Annotated in this window: 11 protein-coding genes and 1 tRNA gene; all 12 read left to right on the forward strand. The window is 56.8% G+C overall.

Translation table 11 applies throughout. The features are described from left to right. The first annotated feature begins 124 nt into the window (after nucleotides 1-124). The 12 genes from AB1L30_RS16130 (at nucleotide 125) to larE (ending at nucleotide 18827) form a co-directional block, all read left to right on the forward strand. Entirely contained in the window at nucleotides 125-1210 is a 1086-nt protein-coding gene (locus AB1L30_RS16130) for a hypothetical protein (RefSeq protein ID WP_367014452.1), read from the forward strand. Between the two features lie 218 nt (nucleotides 1211-1428). Beyond that, nucleotides 1429-2829: a hypothetical protein gene (locus AB1L30_RS16135; protein ID WP_367014453.1), complete on the forward strand. Its 1401-nt coding sequence runs from the start codon at nucleotides 1429-1431 to the stop codon at nucleotides 2827-2829. A 204-nt stretch (nucleotides 2830-3033) separates the two neighbouring features. Beyond that, on the forward strand, nucleotides 3034-6927 hold the full coding sequence (locus AB1L30_RS16140) for a hypothetical protein (protein WP_367014454.1): 3894 nt from the start codon (nucleotides 3034-3036) through the stop codon (nucleotides 6925-6927). 137 nt (nucleotides 6928-7064) lie between these two features. Further along, the gene (gene nadB, locus AB1L30_RS16145; protein ID WP_367014455.1) at nucleotides 7065-8675 is read left to right on the forward strand and encodes an L-aspartate oxidase; all 1611 of its coding nucleotides are present in this window, start codon (nucleotides 7065-7067) and stop codon (nucleotides 8673-8675) included. 168 nt (nucleotides 8676-8843) lie between these two features. After that, on the forward strand, nucleotides 8844-9626 hold the full coding sequence (locus AB1L30_RS16150) for an ATP-binding cassette domain-containing protein (RefSeq protein WP_367014456.1): 783 nt from the start codon (nucleotides 8844-8846) through the stop codon (nucleotides 9624-9626). A gap of 67 nt (nucleotides 9627-9693) precedes the next feature. Further along, nucleotides 9694-12645 carry a Gldg family protein gene (locus AB1L30_RS16155; RefSeq protein WP_367014457.1) on the forward strand — a complete coding sequence of 984 codons (2952 nt, stop codon included), beginning with the start codon at nucleotides 9694-9696 and terminating at the stop codon, nucleotides 12643-12645. Nucleotides 12646-12705: 60 nt separating this feature from the next. Then, complete coding sequence (locus tag AB1L30_RS16160) at nucleotides 12706-14454, forward strand: DUF4340 domain-containing protein (protein WP_367014458.1); 1749 nt, start codon at nucleotides 12706-12708, stop codon at nucleotides 14452-14454. A 121-nt stretch (nucleotides 14455-14575) separates the two neighbouring features. Then, a complete protein-coding gene (locus AB1L30_RS16165; protein WP_367014459.1) occupies nucleotides 14576-15583 on the forward strand; it encodes an NAD(P)-dependent alcohol dehydrogenase in 1008 nt (335 codons plus the stop codon). A 256-nt stretch (nucleotides 15584-15839) separates the two neighbouring features. Beyond that, nucleotides 15840-15913: transfer RNA gene (locus AB1L30_RS16170), tRNA-Arg, on the forward strand. Between the two features lie 545 nt (nucleotides 15914-16458). Further along, complete coding sequence (locus AB1L30_RS16175; protein ID WP_367014460.1) at nucleotides 16459-17391, forward strand: ADP-ribosylglycohydrolase family protein; 933 nt, start codon at nucleotides 16459-16461, stop codon at nucleotides 17389-17391. Nucleotides 17392-17402: 11 nt separating this feature from the next. Continuing rightward, on the forward strand, nucleotides 17403-17867 hold the full coding sequence (locus tag AB1L30_RS16180) for a hypothetical protein (RefSeq protein ID WP_367014461.1): 465 nt from the start codon (nucleotides 17403-17405) through the stop codon (nucleotides 17865-17867). A gap of 162 nt (nucleotides 17868-18029) precedes the next feature. Further along, nucleotides 18030-18827 carry an ATP-dependent sacrificial sulfur transferase LarE gene (larE, locus tag AB1L30_RS16185; protein WP_367014462.1) on the forward strand — a complete coding sequence of 266 codons (798 nt, stop codon included), beginning with the start codon at nucleotides 18030-18032 and terminating at the stop codon, nucleotides 18825-18827. Nucleotides 18828-18830 lie beyond the last annotated feature (3 nt).

An 18830-nucleotide genomic window follows, 5' to 3' on the forward strand; every position in this document is an offset into this window, starting at 1 on the left:
CGTACTCGCGACCAGATTTCGCTGTGTTTCCTAAGTTTCTCACTAACACACGAATCGTACCGGATTCGGCACGTGACGAGAATCCGCCGCATGCCATTCCGCTTACGTCGTTAAGGAACCCTCGATGCGTTCACCGTCGATTGCTGCCCGATGCTTCGTCCTGGGTATGTCGCTGATGGTTCTCGGTTTGGTCACGTCGACCTCCCGTGCAGACGATCGCGAATACGAATCGGTGGAGATCCGCAAAGCGATTCAAACGTTGCAGAAGAATGGTGCTCACGTCGATTTCTATCAGAACTACGACGAGCAAACCTCTTACTACGTCAACCTTTACGCCACCAAAGCCAACGCCGACAACCTGCAGGCCCTGCTGGTACTGCCGAAGGTCGAACGCCTTTGGCTGGGAGCGAACTTTGATCTTTCGCCCGCGACCTGGGCGACGTTGACCCAAATGGGCGAGCTTCAGCACTTGCACCTTTTCGGCAATCCCACGGATGCCGACCTGATGCAGATCGCTCAGTTCTCGAACCTGATTTCCCTGCACCTCAACGGAAATAACTTCACCCCAGGTGGCCTTTGGTACCTGGAAGAGCTGACGCAACTCGAACAACTCTCGCTGAAGATCGACGGCAACTGCGAGCCCTATTTCACATACCTGTCACGTCTGCCGAAGCTGAATCAGCTTTCGGTCTACGATCCAAGTGCCAAACAGGTCTCGCTGAAAGGGATCGAGAACTTCCAGAGCCTGCGAACGCTGTCGATCAACTTCGGCCACGTTTCCGGGTCGTCGCTGCAAACACTTTCTGGTTTGCCGAACCTGAAAGCCCTCACCATCACGAATGTCTCGTTCACTTCGGGCGACATGGAAGTTTTTCGTAAGCTCAACGGGCTAGAGCACTTGAACCTGCACAACTGCGAATTTCCTTCCGACAACTTCGACACGCTGGAAGGTCTCGAAAAGGTGCAGCACATGACCATTTCGCACTCGAACCTGATCGACGATGCAATGACGACGCTCGGTAAATTGCCATCGCTCAATTATCTGTATCTGAACCTGACACCAATCACCGATGCTGGCTTAAAAAACCTCCGCGGTGCCCAGGGACTCGAAACACTTCATCTCCGCAGCACGGACGTGACCCAAGACGGGGTCGACTGGTTGGCCAAAGAGCTGCCAAGCCTGCGCGTGATTGCCCCGCTCAACAACTGAGCGATTATTCTGTCGACAGCCGAGTTCGAGAACCGTAACCAGCGTATCAAGACGTAGTGGTGCGTGCGGCTTCTGCGAATTCTGCCGATTAAACGGCTTCCGATATTGAAACTTGCAGGCAAGTGGCGTTCAATGAGCAGAATGTCGGGGGCAAGGACACGGACGGATTAATCGGGAGACGCCTTCGCGGTATTTCCCGGCTGTCAGGAGGGTATTCAATGCGACATGGGGCAACATTTATTATCGCGCTAGCGATATTACTGACGGCGTTGAATTTCGCTCCGGCTCAAGCTCCGGTCGGGTTTCCTCCGGTTCCGATCGACGTCGGTGGTCCGATGGATCCGGAACTCGAACGCATTGTTGCCACGCTGGAACAAAGCGGCTGCCTGTTTGGCTATGGCGCCTCGCTCTCTGACGAAATCGTCAACTGGCCCGAATATGGATGCATCCGCATCGACGGCGCCAAAATGAAGGACTCGCACTGGGATCTGCTGCTGCAGCTTCCTTCGATCAAGCTTCTTTCGCTGCACAACACGCCGTCAGAAGGCAAAGTCCGCAACTGTCTCCGTCAGATGTCGCAACTGGCCGAACTGCAGCTCGACAATAGCTTGGACGACAGCGGTATGTCGACCGTCGCCGAACTGCCCGGCCTCCAGGCGATTCGCATCGCCGAAACCAAGGTCTCGGATCATGGCATCTGGTACCTGGAAGAACTTCAGAACCTGAAGCACATCGAATTGGAAGAACTGCCGGTCAGCAATCAAAGCTTCCACTACTTGAAGCGACTGCCGCGGCTCAACACGCTGACCGTTGCCGATGCCGACCTGACTGGGCCATGGTATCTGCAGAAAGGCGATTTCCCAGCTCTCGGCAAACTTTCGCTGCAAGGCGAGAAGGTCGATGACGCGGTCGCCACCCAGGTTTGTCAATTGAAAAGCCTCGTTGAAGTCCGCTTCGAGCGAACCAAACTAACGATGACGGGCCTGACCACTTTGGCCGGTCTGCCGAATGTCGAGCAACTGTCGTGTGCGAAGTCTTCCCTGAAAGACGCCCCGTGCTCGCTGACTCGGCCAGCCACGAAGCTGTTGCTGCTCGACCTGAGTAACACCGGCGCCGGCGATCAGTTTCTTTCGACCGTCAACTTGTTCCCTGGCCTGGAAGAGCTCGACCTGTCGGACTCGCCAGTCACCGATTCAGGGATTGCCCAACTAAAGAGCCTTTCGTCGCTGCATACCTTGCGGTTGAACAACACCAAGGTCACCAGCGAAGGGCTCGCCTCGATCTCCGAACTTCCTGGTCTGCGAGAGATCCATCTGCATGGCACCAAGCTGACTGGCGACGCGATCGAGCATCTGGCCCAGGTCAAATCGCTGGAGTGGATCGATCTGAGCAATACCAATGTCAGCGGCGAGAAACTGTCGCAACTGGCAACCCTCCCAAATCTGCGGGGGGTGGCTTTGTTCAACACCCCAATCAGCTCGGCCGATCTGCCTTACCTGCGAAAGCTTTCGCACGTCGACGAGGTCTACGTCGATGGAAGCCAACTGACGCTGGCCGAACAGCAACAACTGCGCGAGTTCTACGCAACGGCCAAGTCGTCGCGATTCACGCCTCGCTAGTCGAACCGTTGCCGGCATAACCGATTCCAACGGGTGACAGGCTTTTTCCAGTGATCCTGTCGCCCAGCACCCCCAATATGGGGAAAGACGCGGTTTGGTTTTCGCACCAAAACCCCGACGGGCAATGAATCGTCTCTTATAATAGGAAGTCTCTACTTATCCCCCCTGCGCGCCAGCGCGACCGGCAATCGCCGAGAGAAGCCAATGTCGACCGACGCTCAAACGAGTTTGAACAACGCGGAATCAATCGGGTCGAAAACCACGTCGCACGATTTCATCCGTCGCAAGATCAACAGCACGCGACGCAGTGTGAAGTTGGCGGAGTTGGCTGCCGGTCTGCTTTTGTTCGTTGCCGGCTCGCTGCTGTTCATGCTGACGCTGGCCATCATCGACCACTGGATTGTTGGCCTGAACTTCACGGCGCGACTGGTCGCGTTCCTGGTTTACATCCTTGCCGCCGCTGGGTTCCTGTGGGTTTATGTCTCTCCCCTGCTCTTTCACTCCATCAATCCGCTCTACGCGGCAAAGATGATCGAGCAAGGTCAGCCGACGCTGAAGAACAGTTTGCTGAACTTTCTGTTCCTGACGCAAAACCAACAAGGCACGCGGAAGGCAGTTCTCGACGCCGTCGAATCGCAGGCCGCGACAGATATTTCGTCGCTGTCTCTGGAACACCTGGTCGATTACTCGAAAGCGATCCGGGTCGGCTACGTTCTGGCGGCCCTGGCGGTGCTGTTTGGTTTGTACAAAGTTCTTTCGCCCAAAGATCCCCTGCAAACCGCCGCGCGCGTGGCGATGCCCTGGAACGACATTGCTCGTCCATCGCGGGTGAAGATCATCGATGTTCAACCCGGCGACACGACCGTCTATCAAGGCGAACAGTTGCCGGTCTCGGTGAAACTGCACGACGTCGGCACCGGTGACCGCCTCGAACTGATTTACTCCACGAAAGATGGTCAGCTCGTCGACAAATTAATTCCGCTGGAAGTGAGCGAAGATGGCTTCAGCTTTCAGGCAATCATCAACCCGACCGATATGGGGATCCAGGACGATCTGACCTATCGCATTGAAGCTGGCGACGCTGTCTCGCGCGACTTCGAGGTCAGCACGCTCGAAGCACCATCGATCGACGTCGCATCGGTTCGCTACGACCTGCCTGGCTACACGGGCGAGTCTGGCTGGGATCAAGAAGGAGATGGCCACATCCGCGCACTGGAAGGTACTATGGTCACCATCCGCGCGGTGAGCAACCGACCGATTCAAAAGGCGTATGTCGAATTCGATCCAGTCGCGAACTCGCCGATCGTTTCGCTCAACACGCTTCCGATGCAGGTCGCTTCGGAAGAACCAACGCGTGCCTCAGTTCGCTTCCCGCTCGAGATGAACGACGCCGGTTCGGCAGGCAAGTTTCGTTCGTACCAGATTCGTTTCCGAACCGAAGATGGCGTGCTGAACCCTCACCCGGTTCTTTACGACATCGAAGTGACTCGCGATTTGCCACCGGAAGTCGAGTTCCTGGAACCGACCGCCAACGAGTTAGAACTTCCGGTGAACATGCCGCTGGACGTTCGCTTGAGAGCACTCGACCCGGACTATGGTATTCGTCAGCTGCGCGTGACCGGTGCGGTGACCAAGGGGCCTGGTCAGCCAGCTCAACCTCTGATCAACGCTTCGCTGCTGCAGCAACCGAAGTCAGGGCAAGTGCTCGCCAACTGGCAGCTCACGCCGAAAGAGCATGGCCTGAAGTCAGGCGACATCGTTCGCTTGACCGGCATCGCCGAAGATAACCGGACCGACTACTCCGGCAACTTGAAACCGAACATCTCGCAAACGCAGTCGCGAATCATCTTGATTACCGATCCGGTTACCCGTCCGCCTGGCGAAAACCAGCAGCCTGGCAATAAGGACGAGAATCAACCGAAGCAAGAGAAGCCCGGCGACGAGAACCAGGCCGGCGACTCGCCCGAAGAAAACCAGAAGGGTGAATCAGGCGAAGAAGGCGAGAACGGCGAAAAGTCGGCAGGTGGCTCGAAGGAAGGTGAGAACGGCGAGCAGTCCGAAGAAAACAAGGGCGAAAGCGGCGACGAAGGGAAGAAGGGCTCGGAAGACGGGTCCGGCGAGAACGGCATGCGTGGCCCTTCCGACAGTCCGCAAGAAGGTGAAAACTCCGGCGAATCGGACGACAAACAGCAAGGCCAAGGAGGCGGCTCCGGCGATCCTTCAGGCGATCAAGAACAACAAGATCAGCAGCAGCAAGGCAAAGGCAACCAATCGGAAGATGGCAACGAGCAAGGCGATCCGCAAAAGGGAGACGCCCAGCCAGAGCAAGGTGGCCAAGGCCAACGCAACGAAAAGGGTGGCGACGAGCAATCCGAATCGAAGCAATCAGGCGGAACCGGCGGCGAAGCTTCGACTGGATCTGATCAGCAGCAGCGTCAACAAAACAAGGCCGATCAACAAGGATCGCCTAACGGTAAAGGAACCGGCAAGGCTGGCGATCCGAACAAAGGTGGCGAGCTTCAAAATGGGGATGCTTCGACGCAGCCGAACGAAAGTTCGACCGTTGAAAAGCGTGACGAGCCGATCGCTTCTGATGGAACTCAGGACGGCGACGCCTTCGATGCGATTCAAGACTACCTGAAGAAGAAGCAAGAGCAACAAGCCAAGGGCGATCAGCCTCAGCCGGATGGCCAGAACCAAAAGAACCCTCAACAACAAGGCCAAGGTGAGTCGTCCGGCGAACCGCAAACCGCTCCGGGCGAAAACCAGAACGGCGTCGGCGGCAATTCGCAGAAGCCTGAAGCAGGCGATCCGAACAACGCTCAGAATCAGGGCCAAGGATCGAAGAATAGCGAGAAGCCCGGCGAAGGTGAAAAGCCTGAGCAGCAGCCCGGTGAAAACGGTGTCGACAACGGCACCCAGCCCGAGAACTCGGCCGCTGGCGAAGATGCTGCCGGCCAAGAGCAGAAGAGGCAACCTGGTTCGCAAGACAATAACCAGGGCGAAGGAATGGAGCGTGATACCCAGAACAACGAGCAAGGTGGCTCCGAGAACAAGGGTGGCGCCAAACAGAAAGACGCGGAAGGTAATCCTTCGGAAGACTCGGAACGGGCCAACGACAACGGCCAGGGCGACACCACCAACTCAGGCGCCGGCAAAGAAGCTGGCGAAGAGAACACCGGTAGCCCTCAGTCTGGCGAGAAAGCCAACAAGCAAAGCGAAAACAAGATGAAGCCGGACGATCAAGCGTCCGACCAGCAAGGCGATCAGCCCAAGAGCCCATCAAACAGCGACAAGCAGTCCAACAGCAAAGGGGACAACGCGGGCGATCAAAGTGGCGGTGGCGGCGCTGGCGGCGGTCAGGCAGCCAAGCAGGCCGGCAACGACAGCCCCGGCAGCACTAGTTCGGCCGACGAAGGGGCCGGCACTTCCAATCAGCAAGGCGAAGGGGAAGTGGGCAACGAAGGTGGCGAAGGCCCCAAAGCCAACAAGCAGACCGGTTCGCAAAGCAACGAAAAGGGAGAAGGCTCGAACATGACCAACTCTCCGGAAGGTCAGCAGTCAGGTGCTCAAGGTTCTCCTTCGGAAGATGGTAGTCCTCAGCAATCTCCTTCGCAGAAGAACGATCCACAAAACAATGGCCAGGGCCCCGGCAACACGTCGGTGCCTCAGGGTGGCAGCCGCACCGGCAACAACGAACCAGAGCCCTACGATGGTCCGCTGGTCGAGCCCGGTGAAGATGCCGCAAACGTAGAATACGCCGAGAAAGCCACCAACATGGTGCTGGATGAACTGCAGCATCAAGACAATCCAGACCCAGAACTGCTGAAGAAGCTGGGCTGGAATAAAGACGAATTCCAGCGGTTCGTGCAGCGTTGGCAACAAATGAAACAAGCTGCCAACAGCGAAGACGTTCAGGCCAAACGTGAATTGAACGACGCGCTTCGCAGCCTCGGACTTTCGCGTGGCCAAGACGCTACCCGTCGGGTCGAAGCCCGTCAGGCAACCTCCGGTGGTTCCGGCGACACGCAGCGAAGTGCTCCGCCGGCTGCGTTCATGGAGCAATACCGGGCCTATCTCAAGGGGGCTTCTCAATAAAGCCTTGGTTAAGGCAAAATAGGGAATTCCCTGAAAATTCACCTAGCCGGGCATAATCCCCAGGAAAACGCCGCCTGCGACTCTCTTGGTTGCACAACGCCATTCCTGACATGCACGATGCAACGATCGTTGGACGCATGGCACCCCACGTTCCCCGATACCTTGTTCCCTTCCATCCTAAAAGCGTCTCTCACTACTTCACCGATGTGCTGATTATCGGTGGTGGTATCGCAGGTCTGCGTGCCGCTTTGGAAGTGGATCCGAAACTTTCGGCATTGATCCTCTCGAAAGAGCAGATCCAGGAATCGAACAGCAACTATGCCCAAGGGGGTATCGCCGGTGTGCTGGACGAGGACGATCGCTACGAAGATCATGTCTCCGACACCATCATCGCGGGCGGAAGCCTATGCGACCGTGAAGTGGTCGACCTGGTGGTACATGAAGGTCCGCAGTGCATTCGTGAACTGATTGAGTGGGGTACCAATTTCGATCGCATCGACGGTCGACTCGCACTCACGCGGGAAGGTGGTCATGGCCGCGATCGAATCGTGCATGCCCTCGGCGACTCGACCGGCAAAGAAGTGATTCGCTCGGTCGTCGAGATGGTCCGCTCGCTGCCGAACATTCAGATCTGGCAGAACGAATTCACCCAAGACTTGATCACGCACGATGGCGTCTGCCGCGGAGCGCTCGCTTCCGACGAGAAGCATGGCCGCACGCTGATCTGGGCCAAGCAAACGATCCTCGCTTCGGGTGGCGTCGGGCAAATCTACCGCGAGTCGACCAACCCAGGTGTTGCCACCGGTGACGGGATCGCCATGGCGCTTCGAGCCGGTGCCGAGACGCGCGACATGGAATTCATGCAGTTCCACCCCACCGTGCTGTATATCGCGGGTAGTAGCCGAAGCCTGATTTCTGAAGCGGTCCGTGGCGAAGGAGGTCACCTCGTCGACCGCAACGGCTACCGGTTCATGACCGACTACGACCCTCGGGGTGAATTGGCACCGCGTGACATCGTCTCGCAGGCGATCGTCTCGCAGATGGAAAAGACGCGTCATCCAAACGTTTATCTGACGCTCAAGCATCTCGACGCCGACTTCGTCAAACGCCGCTTCCCGGGCATCTACGCTAGTTGCATGAAGTTTGGCATCGACATCACCATCGACCGCATTCCGGTCCGGCCGGGGGCTCACTACATGATTGGTGGCATCTCGGTCGATACCGACGGGCAGACCTCGATCCCGCACCTTTGGGCCGCTGGCGAGGTTACCAGTACGGGGCTGCATGGTGCCAACCGATTAGCATCGAACAGTTTGCTGGAAGGACTCGTATACGGTAAGAGGACCGGTCGAAATGCGTCGGAGAAGGCGCTGGCGATGCCGGACCGCTTCGAAGCGATCAATCTGCAGCATCCAATGGCCGAGCCTTCCGAACCGCTCGACCTGGATGACATCCGCAATTCTTTGAAAAGCCTGATGTGGCGAAACGTCGGGGTTCGGCGTGATTCGCATGGGCTCGAAGACGCAGTCGACACGATCGAAGCGTGGTGCCGCTACGTCCTCCCTCATCAATTCGACCATCCCCGCGGCTGGGAACTGCAAAACATGCTGCTTGTCGCTCAGGTAATGGCTCGTGCCGCTTACCTGCGAAAAGAATCGCGTGGCGTTCACCTGCGAATGGATTTCCCACAAACCGACGATGCCCATTGGAATCATCATCTTCCGATGCGGCTTTCAGACTTGCCTTAACAAGCCGTCAAACCATCGCTTGATTTCGGCAAGTCTTAATCAGTCCAGTGTTTGTGTCGCCGGGGCATTTGGTTACACTACGTGTTTTACCCTTGGTTAGTGGGGCGGCTCATCCGCTATGCGCCCCCTGCCCTGCTCTAATCAGATCGCCCAAGAAAACGAACTGCTATGGTTGATCAGAATTCCGATCTGCCGATGATCGAGGCCGACCGGCTTTCCAAGTTTTATGGAATCTTTGCGGCATCGCGCGAGATTAGTTTCAAAATCTATCGTGGCGAGGTGGTTGCCTTCCTTGGCCCCAATGGCGCCGGCAAAAGCACCACGATGAAGCTACTGACTGGCTATCTTTCCCCCAGCGAAGGGGTCGCTCGGATCGCCGGGTATAATATGGCGACGCAGCGAATTCAGGGATCATCGCTGCTGGGCTACTTGCCTGAAAATGGACCGCTTTACCCCGACTCGACCCCGCACAGTTTGCTGTGGTTCATGGGGGAAGCCCGCGGAATGAGTCCGGCCGAACGTACCGAACGAATCAAGGCGGTCGTCGATCTTTGCAATCTGCATACCGTGCTGCACAAGCCGATCTCGAAACTCTCGAAGGGTTACAAGCAGCGCGTCGGCATGGCCCAGGCCATTCTGCACGAACCTGAAGTGTTGATCCTCGACGAACCAACTTCGGGGCTCGATCCCAACCAGATCCGTGGTGTGCGCGACATGATCCGCCGCCTCGGTCAGGAAAAGACGATCCTTCTTTCCACCCATATCTTCCAAGAGGTCGACGCCCTGGCGACCCGTGCCATCGTGATCAACGAAGGCCGTCTGATATACGACGGCAGTATCGATGGCATGAAGCAGCCTGGCGAATCGCTCGACGATGCGTTCTATCGCATGACGAAGGGCGTGAATGCGTTGACCCAATCGGAAGGCGAAGAGCCTGCCGAGGCAAGCTAGTCCTGGCTGCCGGTTCTTTCCTTTCCAACCAATACAACTACCTTCGCAGATAACACGGTAACACGACATGTCCGCCGAGTTCTATTTCAAACTCCTGTCGCTGACTTTGTTCGACTTGATGTTCGCCTTGGCGTTCTTCATTTTGCTGATTCCGCTATCGGTGGTGAAGAAGGCCTCGTACGCGGTGATGAAGCGAAACTTCAAGTCGTACTTCAGCAATCCGACCGGGTACGTCTTCCTCGCAATCTTTGTGTTGTTGACCTCGATGGCCGCATTCTGGCCGCATGAATTCTTCAATGCGAACCTGGCGAACCTAAACCAGCTCAACTCACAGATCACGTTGATCATGTTGGTCTTCATTCCGACGATCACCATGAGCTTGTGGGCGGACGAAAAGCGTTTGGGGACCGACGAACTGCTGCTGACCCTACCGGCGACCGACTTCGATATCGTGATCGGTAAGTACCTGGCCGCGGTGAGCGTGTTCAGTGTTTCGTTGATGTTCTCGCAAATCTGCAACTTCCTGGTGCTCGACGCCCTTTCGCTCGGCTCGCTCGACTCTGGTTTGTTCATCACCACTTACCTTGGCTATTGGTTCATCGGGTTAACGATGATTGCCCTTGGCATGGTGGCTTCGTTCATGACCAATAACCTGACCCTTGGCTTCGTGCTGGGGATCATGGTGAACGCACCATTCGTCCTGCTGCAGTACTCCGATGCCTTCGTCACGCAAAATGAATGGGTTGGCTTCCTCAGCGAAGCGAGTATCGGCAAACAGTTCGCCGACTTCGGTCGCGGGGTGATCTCGGTCAGTTCGCTCTCTTACTTCCTGCTGATGACGATCGTTGGTATCTACCTGGCGATGGTTTTGATTGGCCGACGTCACTGGCTGGGTGGTAAAGATGGCGAGTCGCTGCTGGTGCATTACATCGTTCGCGCGACCTGTTTGCTGGTGATCGCCTTCGCCGGAACGCTGGTCTTCGTGATGAATGACGCTCGTTGGGACTATACCGAAAACGGCACCAGCAGCCTGCTGCCGCAGACCAAGGAACTGGTCCGCAACTTATCGACCGACCAGCCGGTGCGAATCGAGGCCTTCATCAGTGCGAGCGTTCCGAAGACCTACGCCCAAACCAAGCTCGATTTGTTGAACTACCTGAGCGAGTTTCGGGCACTCGGCGGCTCGAACGTGAACGTCGTTATCCACGATGGGCTGGAACCCTTCAGCGAAACGGCCGATATCGCTCGTGAAACGTACGGCATTGAACCGCGAGCACTCGTCTCGGAAGAACGTGGCGCATTGGCTCAAGAAGAAGTCATTCTCGGTGCGGCCGTTCAGCGTGGTCTCGAAAAGGTGGTGATCCCCTTTTTCGACAACGGTGTTCCGGTTGAATACGAACTGGTTCGCTCGATGGGAACGGTTTCCGAAAAGCAGCGTAAGCGATTAGGGATTCTGTCGACCGATGCCCAACTGTTCGGTGGCATTCAGCAGAACCCGCTGGGCGGCTTCCAGAATATTCCACCTCAGGCAATCATCGGCGAATTGGAAAAGCAGTACGAAGTGGTCGAGATCGACCCGAGCGTCACCATCGATCCAAGTTCGATCGACGTGCTGATGGCCGTTCAACCATCCGCCTTGGCCCCCACCGAACTTCAGAACCTGATGGACGCCATCCAAGCGGGCGTACCAACGGCGATCTTCGACGATCCGACGCCAGTCCTGATTGGTCAGGCCACAGCGATCGGTCAGGAAAAACGCAATCCGTTCCCTGGTCGTCGTCCACCGGCTGCCAAGGGAGACATTCGCAAGCTGTGGGACATGCTGCACATTGTCATGCCTGGCAAGCAGCTTCAGACCGACCGTTACTATCAGCCTTTTGTGATCTGGCAAGATTACAACCCGGAAGTTCGTTTGAGCAAGCTCGGCGCGATTACGAAGGAATTCGTCTTCGCCGACCAGGCCACGCCAGGTGCCCCAGAGTACGGCGCGCTCAACAATACCATCGACGTCACGAGTGACTTGCGTCAGCTTCTGTTCCTCTACCCAGGGGCCATCAAAAAGCAGCCTGGCTTCCCGAAGTCGATGACCTTCACTCCGCTGGTGAGCACCGGAACCAAGATCGGTACCGTCACCTTCCAGGACCTGATGGCATCGCGACAAGATCCACGTCGCGTGGAAGCTAAGCGTCAGCCAGCCATCGGACCGACCGGTGGTGCGCCCGATCCGTTTGTGTTGGCTGCGATGATCGAAGGGAAGCCTCCGACCGTTGGCCAAAATGCCGCGGCTGCAGAGAAGCCAGCCGAAGAGCAGACCGAAGAAGAAGCCAAGCCTGAAGAGCCCAAGTCGGATGGCAACATCCACGTAGCGATGGTCAGCGATATCGACTTGCTGAGCACGGTCTTCGTGCAACTGCGTGCTCAAAGTGCTGACACGTCCGAGCTGCAAGTCGACAACACCAACTTCCTGTTGAACTTGATCGACAAGCTGGCCGGTGAAGATGTCTACATTCCGATCCGCAGCCGTAAGCCTCCGATTGCTCGTCTTAGCCTGATGGAAGGTTTGACGAAGACGGCTCGCGAACAAAGCGACAACGCACTGCGTGAAGCCGCTTTGAGTGCGGAAGCCCAACGCGAGGCGCTCCAGAAAGAACTGCAGCAACCGCTGGAAGAGTTGAACATGAAGATCAACACGCTCAATGCCCGGGCCAACCAGGGTGGCGAGATTCGTGCTGAAGATCTTCGCGAAGTGCAGGCCCTCCAGTTGGAACTGTCGCAGCGTACCCAGGACGTCCAGAACAAGCAGCGGGCGGCAGATCAGAAGATTCAAGCCAACCAGGAACGCGAACAGCAACGCATCACGCGTGAGCTAAACCGCGAAGTGTTGGCCTATCAAAACCAGGTCAAGACGCTGGCGGTGGCATTGCCGCCGATTCCTCCGATTGTGATCGGGATCGTGGTGTTCGTCCTCCGCCGTTTGAAAGAACGCGAAGGTCTCTCGAAGGACCGCATTATCAAGTAGGCAAGGTCCTGAAATCGTTTCATCCGAAACCTAACGCACTTGTTGCAAAGCAATATCGTCATGAGTGAATCGCTGAAGACCATTATCTTTGTGGCCATCGCCGCAATCATTGGGGGCGTCGCCTACGTTTCGCGTCCGGCTCCTGTAACCAGTACTCCGGAAGAAGAAGTCAATCAGGCCCTCTTCCCTGAGTTCACCGATCCGTTGCAGGCCGAGTCGATGAAGATCACACGCTTCGACTCCGACCGCGGGCAGCTTCGTCAATTCGAAGTCACCGATACCCGAGACGGTTGGCAGATCGCGACCAAGAGCGGCTACCCTGCCAACGCGACCGAGCACATGTCGTTGGCAGCGAACAGCCTGGTCGACTTGAACGTGCTGCGAGTCGTCGGCGACCTGCCCGGCCAGCATGCGGAATTTGGTGTGATTGAACCGAATGCCAATTCCTTGTCTGCCGACTCGGAAGGGGTGGGGGAATTGATCACCATCAAAGGCAAGTCCGACAAGACGCTGGCCAACCTGATCGTGGGTGCCGCCGACAAAGAAGATCCGAAGCTGCGTTACGTTCGCATTCCTGGCCGCGATCGCATTTACCTCGTCCGCCTCGATCCATCGGTCTTCTCGACCGAGTTCTCGGACTGGATCGACAAAGATCTGCTGAAGCTCAACCCGTTCGACGTCGGTTCGCTTCGCTTCCGCAACTACACCATGCAGGCCAACCCCACTGGCATTAGCGTGCTGCCCCAGATGGATGCAACAGTTGGCTTCAACCAGGATGCCAACGCCTGGCAGTTATTCCGTCTGCAAGACGCCTCGCCCGACGATCCCTCCAAACTCGTTGGCGTGCAATTGCCGGCCGATCAGAAGTTGAATCGCGAGAAACTCGACGAAATTCGTAACGCGTTGAACGACATCACGATCGTCGACGTTTTCCGAAAGCCAGATGCCCTGGCCGATGCTTTGAAGAATAACTTGCCACTGGAACAAGTTCCGCAAGACGACCTGCGTACGCTGATCGCCAACGGCTTCTTCCCGTTCACCCTGCCTGGCGAAACCAAGGCAGCCATGGTCGGCGTCAATGGTGAATTGGTGATCGAAACGGTCGATGCGATTCGTTATCGATTGCTATTTGGTATCGACAAACTGGGAGGTGATAACAAAGACCAGAAACAGCAATACTTGTTCGTTCAGACCGAGTTCATCGACGAGATGCTGCCCCCACCCAACCTGCAGGAAGTTCCCGAAATCAAAGAAGGGGAAGACCAAGACGTCGAAGCCCAGGCCGTGGCTCGCGAAAAGATCCTGCAAGAAAATGAAGCGTTGATGACCGCATATCGCGAACAAAAGAACGAAGCGATGCGAAAGATCTTCGAGCTTAATGCCCGCTTCGCCGATTGGTACTACGTGGTGAAGGCCGAAGATGTCGATAAGATCCTTCTCAAACGCGATCAACTGAGTGTTCCACTGGTTCAAGCAACCACGCAGCCAAGTGGCACGCCTGGTCGAGAGTTTCCTGGCATCATGTCCGGCAACGGGATGATGCGGCCATCGGCCCAGCCAGCGACTCCGCCAGCTTCCACCGCGAAGCCGATGGAAACGAACCCGGCAACTGAAGAGCCAGCCAAGGAAGAACCTTCGACCGAGAAGCCGGCTGACGAAAAGCCAGCGGAAGAACCGAAGGAAGAGGCTCCGACGAAGTCTGAACCAATGGCGAAAGAGAGCGAAGACAAACCGGCCGATCCGGAAGCTGCGACGGAGAAGGAATCGACAGAAGCGGAAGGAACCGAAGAAAAAGCGGATTCCGAATAACGCCGGCCAGGCACGTTTGCCCTGCCCCGATTCCACGCGATAATAAGCCGTAAGAGATTCAACCCTGCTGCCTTGTTTCTACAGCGAGGCAGCCTTACGCTATCGCAGGAAGGAAGATTCCATGAGCTTTCGAGGCTTCGCTGCAACCGCCCCTGGCAAACCCCTGGAATCTTTTGAATACGATCCTGGCGACCTCTTGCCGGACGAAGTCGAAATCGATGTCGACTATTGCGGCCTCTGCCATAGCGACTTGAGTATGGCCGACAACGAATGGGGCATCAGCAGCTACCCTTTCGTGCCCGGTCACGAAGTTGTCGGGCGCGTTGCGGCCTGCGGCGATCAGGTCAAGCATTTGAAAGTTGGTCAGAAGGTCGGCCTCGGTTGGAAGGCTCGTTCGTGCATGGTCTGCCCGCAGTGCATGACCGGCAACCACCATCGGTGCCCCAACAGCACCGATACGATCGTTGGTCGTAACGGCGGTTTCGCCAATAAGGTCCGCTGCCAGGGAGCCTGGGCGATTCCGATTCCAGAGACGCTCGATGCCGCCAAAGTCGGACCAATGTTCTGCGGCGGCGTGACGGTCTTCAATCCCTTGATCGTCAGCAACACCAGCCCAATGGATCATGTCGCGGTCGTCGGCATCGGCGGGCTCGGCCACATGGCCCTGCAGTTTGCCAAAGCTTGGGGCTGCGAGGTGACCGCGTTCTCGACTTCGCCAGACAAGGAAGCGGAAGCGAAGGAAATGGGCGCCCATCATTTTCTGAACTCGAAGGACGATGATGCCTTGTCCGCCGCAGCCGGCAAGTTTGACATGGTGCTGGTCACCGTCAACGTCATGCTCGACTGGGACGCCTACGTCAATCTGCTGAAACCAGGCGGACGCCTCCACATCGTCGGAGCAATTCCTAAGATCGAAGCAACCTGGTTCCCAGTCATCGCGGGCGAACGAACGATCGGCGGCTCTCCGATCGGTAGCCCTGCCCTCGCCGGCCAGATGCTCGACTTCAGCGGACGACATGCCATCGCCCCGATCATCGAAGAGATGCCGATGTCGAAAGTCAACGATGCCCTCGAGCACCTGAAATCAGGCAAAGCTCGCTACCGCATCGTCCTGAAAAACGACCTCTAAACCGCCGTCATCGGCACAACACGGCGATCGGTCGTTCCTTTCTGGGTGAATACGACCGATCGTCGAATGCTGTTGCCTGATTCCAGCAAACCGAACAATTCCGCATCCCGCCGCGATCCTTCCCGGCCTAGGCCGTGTCGTACGAGCACACGGCCCCCGAACGATTGGCAAATTCCCTCGTTTCCCTGGCCCAACTGCCTTGGCGATCGGCCACCATCGGCTAGAATCAATAAAACTTGTGCCCCCACAAGCCCTTGCGCCCATAGCTCAGCTGGATAGAGCAGCGGTCTTCTAAACCGCAGGTCGGAGGTTCGAGTCCTCCTGGGCGTGCTTGGCCACTCATGGTCACAACCGGCCAACCGATGTCGTAAGTACCGCATCCATCAACACTTGGAAAGTTGGTCGATTCGACAATCTTATTTTCTGGCGGACATTCGCGGTTGCTTGTTGCCAGCACCTTCTTGAAACGCTCGTTCATGAGTGTGGTCGCCTCCGCCAATCACATGTGTCCATCTCAGTGGCGTTTACCTAAGTCCGCTGCGTTGACGTGGTCCTTTTGTGGCAACTTCGTGGTTTGCGTCATGCCCTGCGTCATCAGTACTGGTCGTATCAAGGGGAAGTAGGCGTCTTCAATCTCGCGTTCTAATCGTCGACGCGAACATTGGATCGCAAGCGAATACGAATGAAGCCGCCTCTTATGGTCGCTTTATTCAACGCATCGCGAAAGTCGCCAGAGATCAGCCGCTTGGTGCGGCTTTGTTTTTTGCCTTTCTGCTAGATCCCCTCTTTCGCAGTCGATACAAATGGGGCGAAGCGAATCCCTCTCAGGGAATCGTCTGTCAGCTTGCTCTTGTCTGCTAGAAAGTTAATGGAAGATGTCTCTCACGACACTCGATCGTCAACGAGGCTGCCTCATAGGCTTGGCGGTTGGGGATGCCCTGGGTGCGGCTGTCGAGTTCCAGCCGCCCGGGTCGTTTAAGTTGGTCGAAGACTATCGCGATGGTGGCCCGCATCGGCTGGCCCCAGGCGAATGGACCGATGATACCAGCATGGCGTTGGCTTTGGCGGATAGCATCGGCAAGGCCGGCTGGGATCTGAACGATCAGGCTTCGCGTTACCTGCAATGGTTCCGAAAGGGGAAGTATTCGGTCACTGGAAGTTGCTTCGACATCGGCATCGCAACACGTGAAGCACTCTCACGCTTCGAACGCAGCCACGATGCCCAATCGAGTGGTAGCCGCGAGATTCGTTCCAGCGGCAACGGTTCGATCATGCGGTTGGCCCCGGTGCCGATTCATTTCTTAAACCTCTACCCAGACAATATCGCCAAGCTCGCCGATCGTGCTGCCGAATCGAGCTTGCCAACGCATGGCAGTCCTTTGTGCCTCGACGCATGTCGCTATATGGCTTTGGTTCTTGCTGGACTGATGCAAGGAATTGATCGCGGCGTTGTCTTGTCGCCAGACTGGAAGCCACTGGCCGAGCTTCGCTCTCAGCAAGAGTTGGCTCCAGAAATTGCCGAGATCGCCGAGGGAAGCTTTCGCCAGCTTAGCCCTCCCCTGATTGTCGGCAGCGGTTACGTGGTGAAGAGTCTCGAAGCAGCACTGTGGGCCTTCCACGATGCAGGTGATTTCCGCGAGGCAGTGCTCAAGGCGGTGAACCTTGGCAACGACTCCGATACAACCGGAGCGATCTGCGGTCAGTTCGCCGGCGCGTTCTGGGGGGAAAGTGGGATTCCGGATTCCTGGCGAACCAGGCTGGCCAGGCCGGAAATGCTGGAAGCAGCCCTTAGCTCGATCCTTTCCTGAAGAGTCTTCTGATGACTGAAGCGACGGATCAACCACGGAAAACCAAACAAAGCCTCGGAACAATTCTTGGCCTATTGATCTTAGTGGTCTTGGTCGCCGGCTTGACGCCCTCCGCGATGAAGCTCTTCGGTCAAATTCAGTTCAAACAACGTTACGACGAGATCATTGCGATTCTCGATTCTTGGGAAACGCCACCTCCCGGAGCCGATCCAGAGGAATGGGAGAATTGTTGGGACGCTACGAGCACGGCCACGGCCAATGTCTGCTTCTCGAACAATCTCGTAACCCAGGCCGAAATGGATCGCCTGCTTCAAGACATGCAAGATCGCCAAGATGCCCCCAACAGTTGGAGCCGGCTCGAATGGTACTGGCACCGATTGGCGGAAACAGGACCGCATGGGAAGAAATACATCACGAACTTCGAGTACCTGTGGAACGATGGCGCGTCGCCGGAGCATCAACTGACGCCACCTTGACGGTGTTGCTCAGCCAACCGGTATGCGTTTGGGATCGTTGTCGTTGAAGGGCTTCCGCTTTAAAATTAGAGGAATCCCTCCCAAACTTCACCCTCCATATACATAGCGGCAACTTCCCGATTCATGACTGCCAACGATCATCTTGCGGCCAGCGAACGCCTTGTGGCTTGGTTTCGCGATCTGGATACCTGCCTGGTGGCCTTCTCAGGCGGCGTTGACAGCAGCGTCGTGGCGAAAGCAGCCGTGTTGGCATTGGGTGAAAACGCCTTCGCCGTGACCGCCAAGAGCCCGAGCGTTGCCGCGCGAGACTTACAGATCGCGAAAGAAGTTGCGACGGCGATTGGTATCCGGCATGAAGTGATCGAGACTTCGGAATTAAGCCGTCCTGGCTACGTGGCCAACGCCCCGGACCGCTGCTTCCACTGTAAGTCGGAACTGTACGATCACCTTACCGCTATTCGAGCCCAGTTCGCGACCGAAGCAATCGTCAATGGTGCGAACCTCGACGATCGCGGCGACCACCGCCCTGGCATGGTCGCGGCGTCGAACGCCGGCGTTCGCTCACCCCTTCTGGAATGCGAGATCGACAAGGCTACGCTGCGTGGCATTGCTCGGCTGTGGGACATCCCGGTGTGGGATCGCCCTGCTTCCCCCTGCCTGGCAAGCCGCATCGCCTATGGCGTCGAAGTCACGCCGGAACGCCTGAAGATGGTGGAAGAAGGAGAGGCTTATCTGCGCGGACTCGGCTTGAACGATATGCGTGTGCGTTATCACGAAGGAGATTTGGCCCGCTTGGAAGTGCCTGTCGAATCGATTTCACAACTGGCGGAACCGAACGTCCGCGAGCCACTCGAAGAAGCATTTCGCGAGATCGGCTTCAAGTTCGTCGCGCTCGATCTGGGTGGCATCAAGTCCGGCAGTTTGAATCAACTGATTCAGTTGACCCTGAGTGGTGGTTAAGAC

The organism is Bremerella sp. JC817, assembly GCF_040718835.1.
Classification (GTDB): Bacteria; Planctomycetota; Planctomycetia; order Pirellulales; family Pirellulaceae; genus Bremerella.

Bases quoted from the DNA above. Each gene is read 5' to 3' on its own strand.
- AB1L30_RS16165 (WP_367014459.1), top strand. From the start codon at position 14,576: ATGAGCTTTCGAGGCTTCGCTGCAACCGCCCCTGGCAAACCCCTGGAA.
- AB1L30_RS16160 (WP_367014458.1), top strand. From the start codon at position 12,706: ATGAGTGAATCGCTGAAGACCATTATCTTTGTGGCCATCGCCGCAATC.
- AB1L30_RS16150 (WP_367014456.1), top strand. From the start codon at position 8,844: ATGGTTGATCAGAATTCCGATCTGCCGATGATCGAGGCCGACCGGCTT.
- AB1L30_RS16130 (WP_367014452.1), top strand. From the start codon at position 125: ATGCGTTCACCGTCGATTGCTGCCCGATGCTTCGTCCTGGGTATGTCG.
- AB1L30_RS16180 (WP_367014461.1), top strand. From the start codon at position 17,403: ATGACTGAAGCGACGGATCAACCACGGAAAACCAAACAAAGCCTCGGA.
- AB1L30_RS16140 (WP_367014454.1), top strand. From the start codon at position 3,034: ATGTCGACCGACGCTCAAACGAGTTTGAACAACGCGGAATCAATCGGG.
- AB1L30_RS16155 (WP_367014457.1), top strand. From the start codon at position 9,694: ATGTCCGCCGAGTTCTATTTCAAACTCCTGTCGCTGACTTTGTTCGAC.
- nadB (WP_367014455.1), top strand. From the start codon at position 7,065: ATGGCACCCCACGTTCCCCGATACCTTGTTCCCTTCCATCCTAAAAGC.
- AB1L30_RS16175 (WP_367014460.1), top strand. From the start codon at position 16,459: ATGTCTCTCACGACACTCGATCGTCAACGAGGCTGCCTCATAGGCTTG.
- AB1L30_RS16135 (WP_367014453.1), top strand. From the start codon at position 1,429: ATGCGACATGGGGCAACATTTATTATCGCGCTAGCGATATTACTGACG.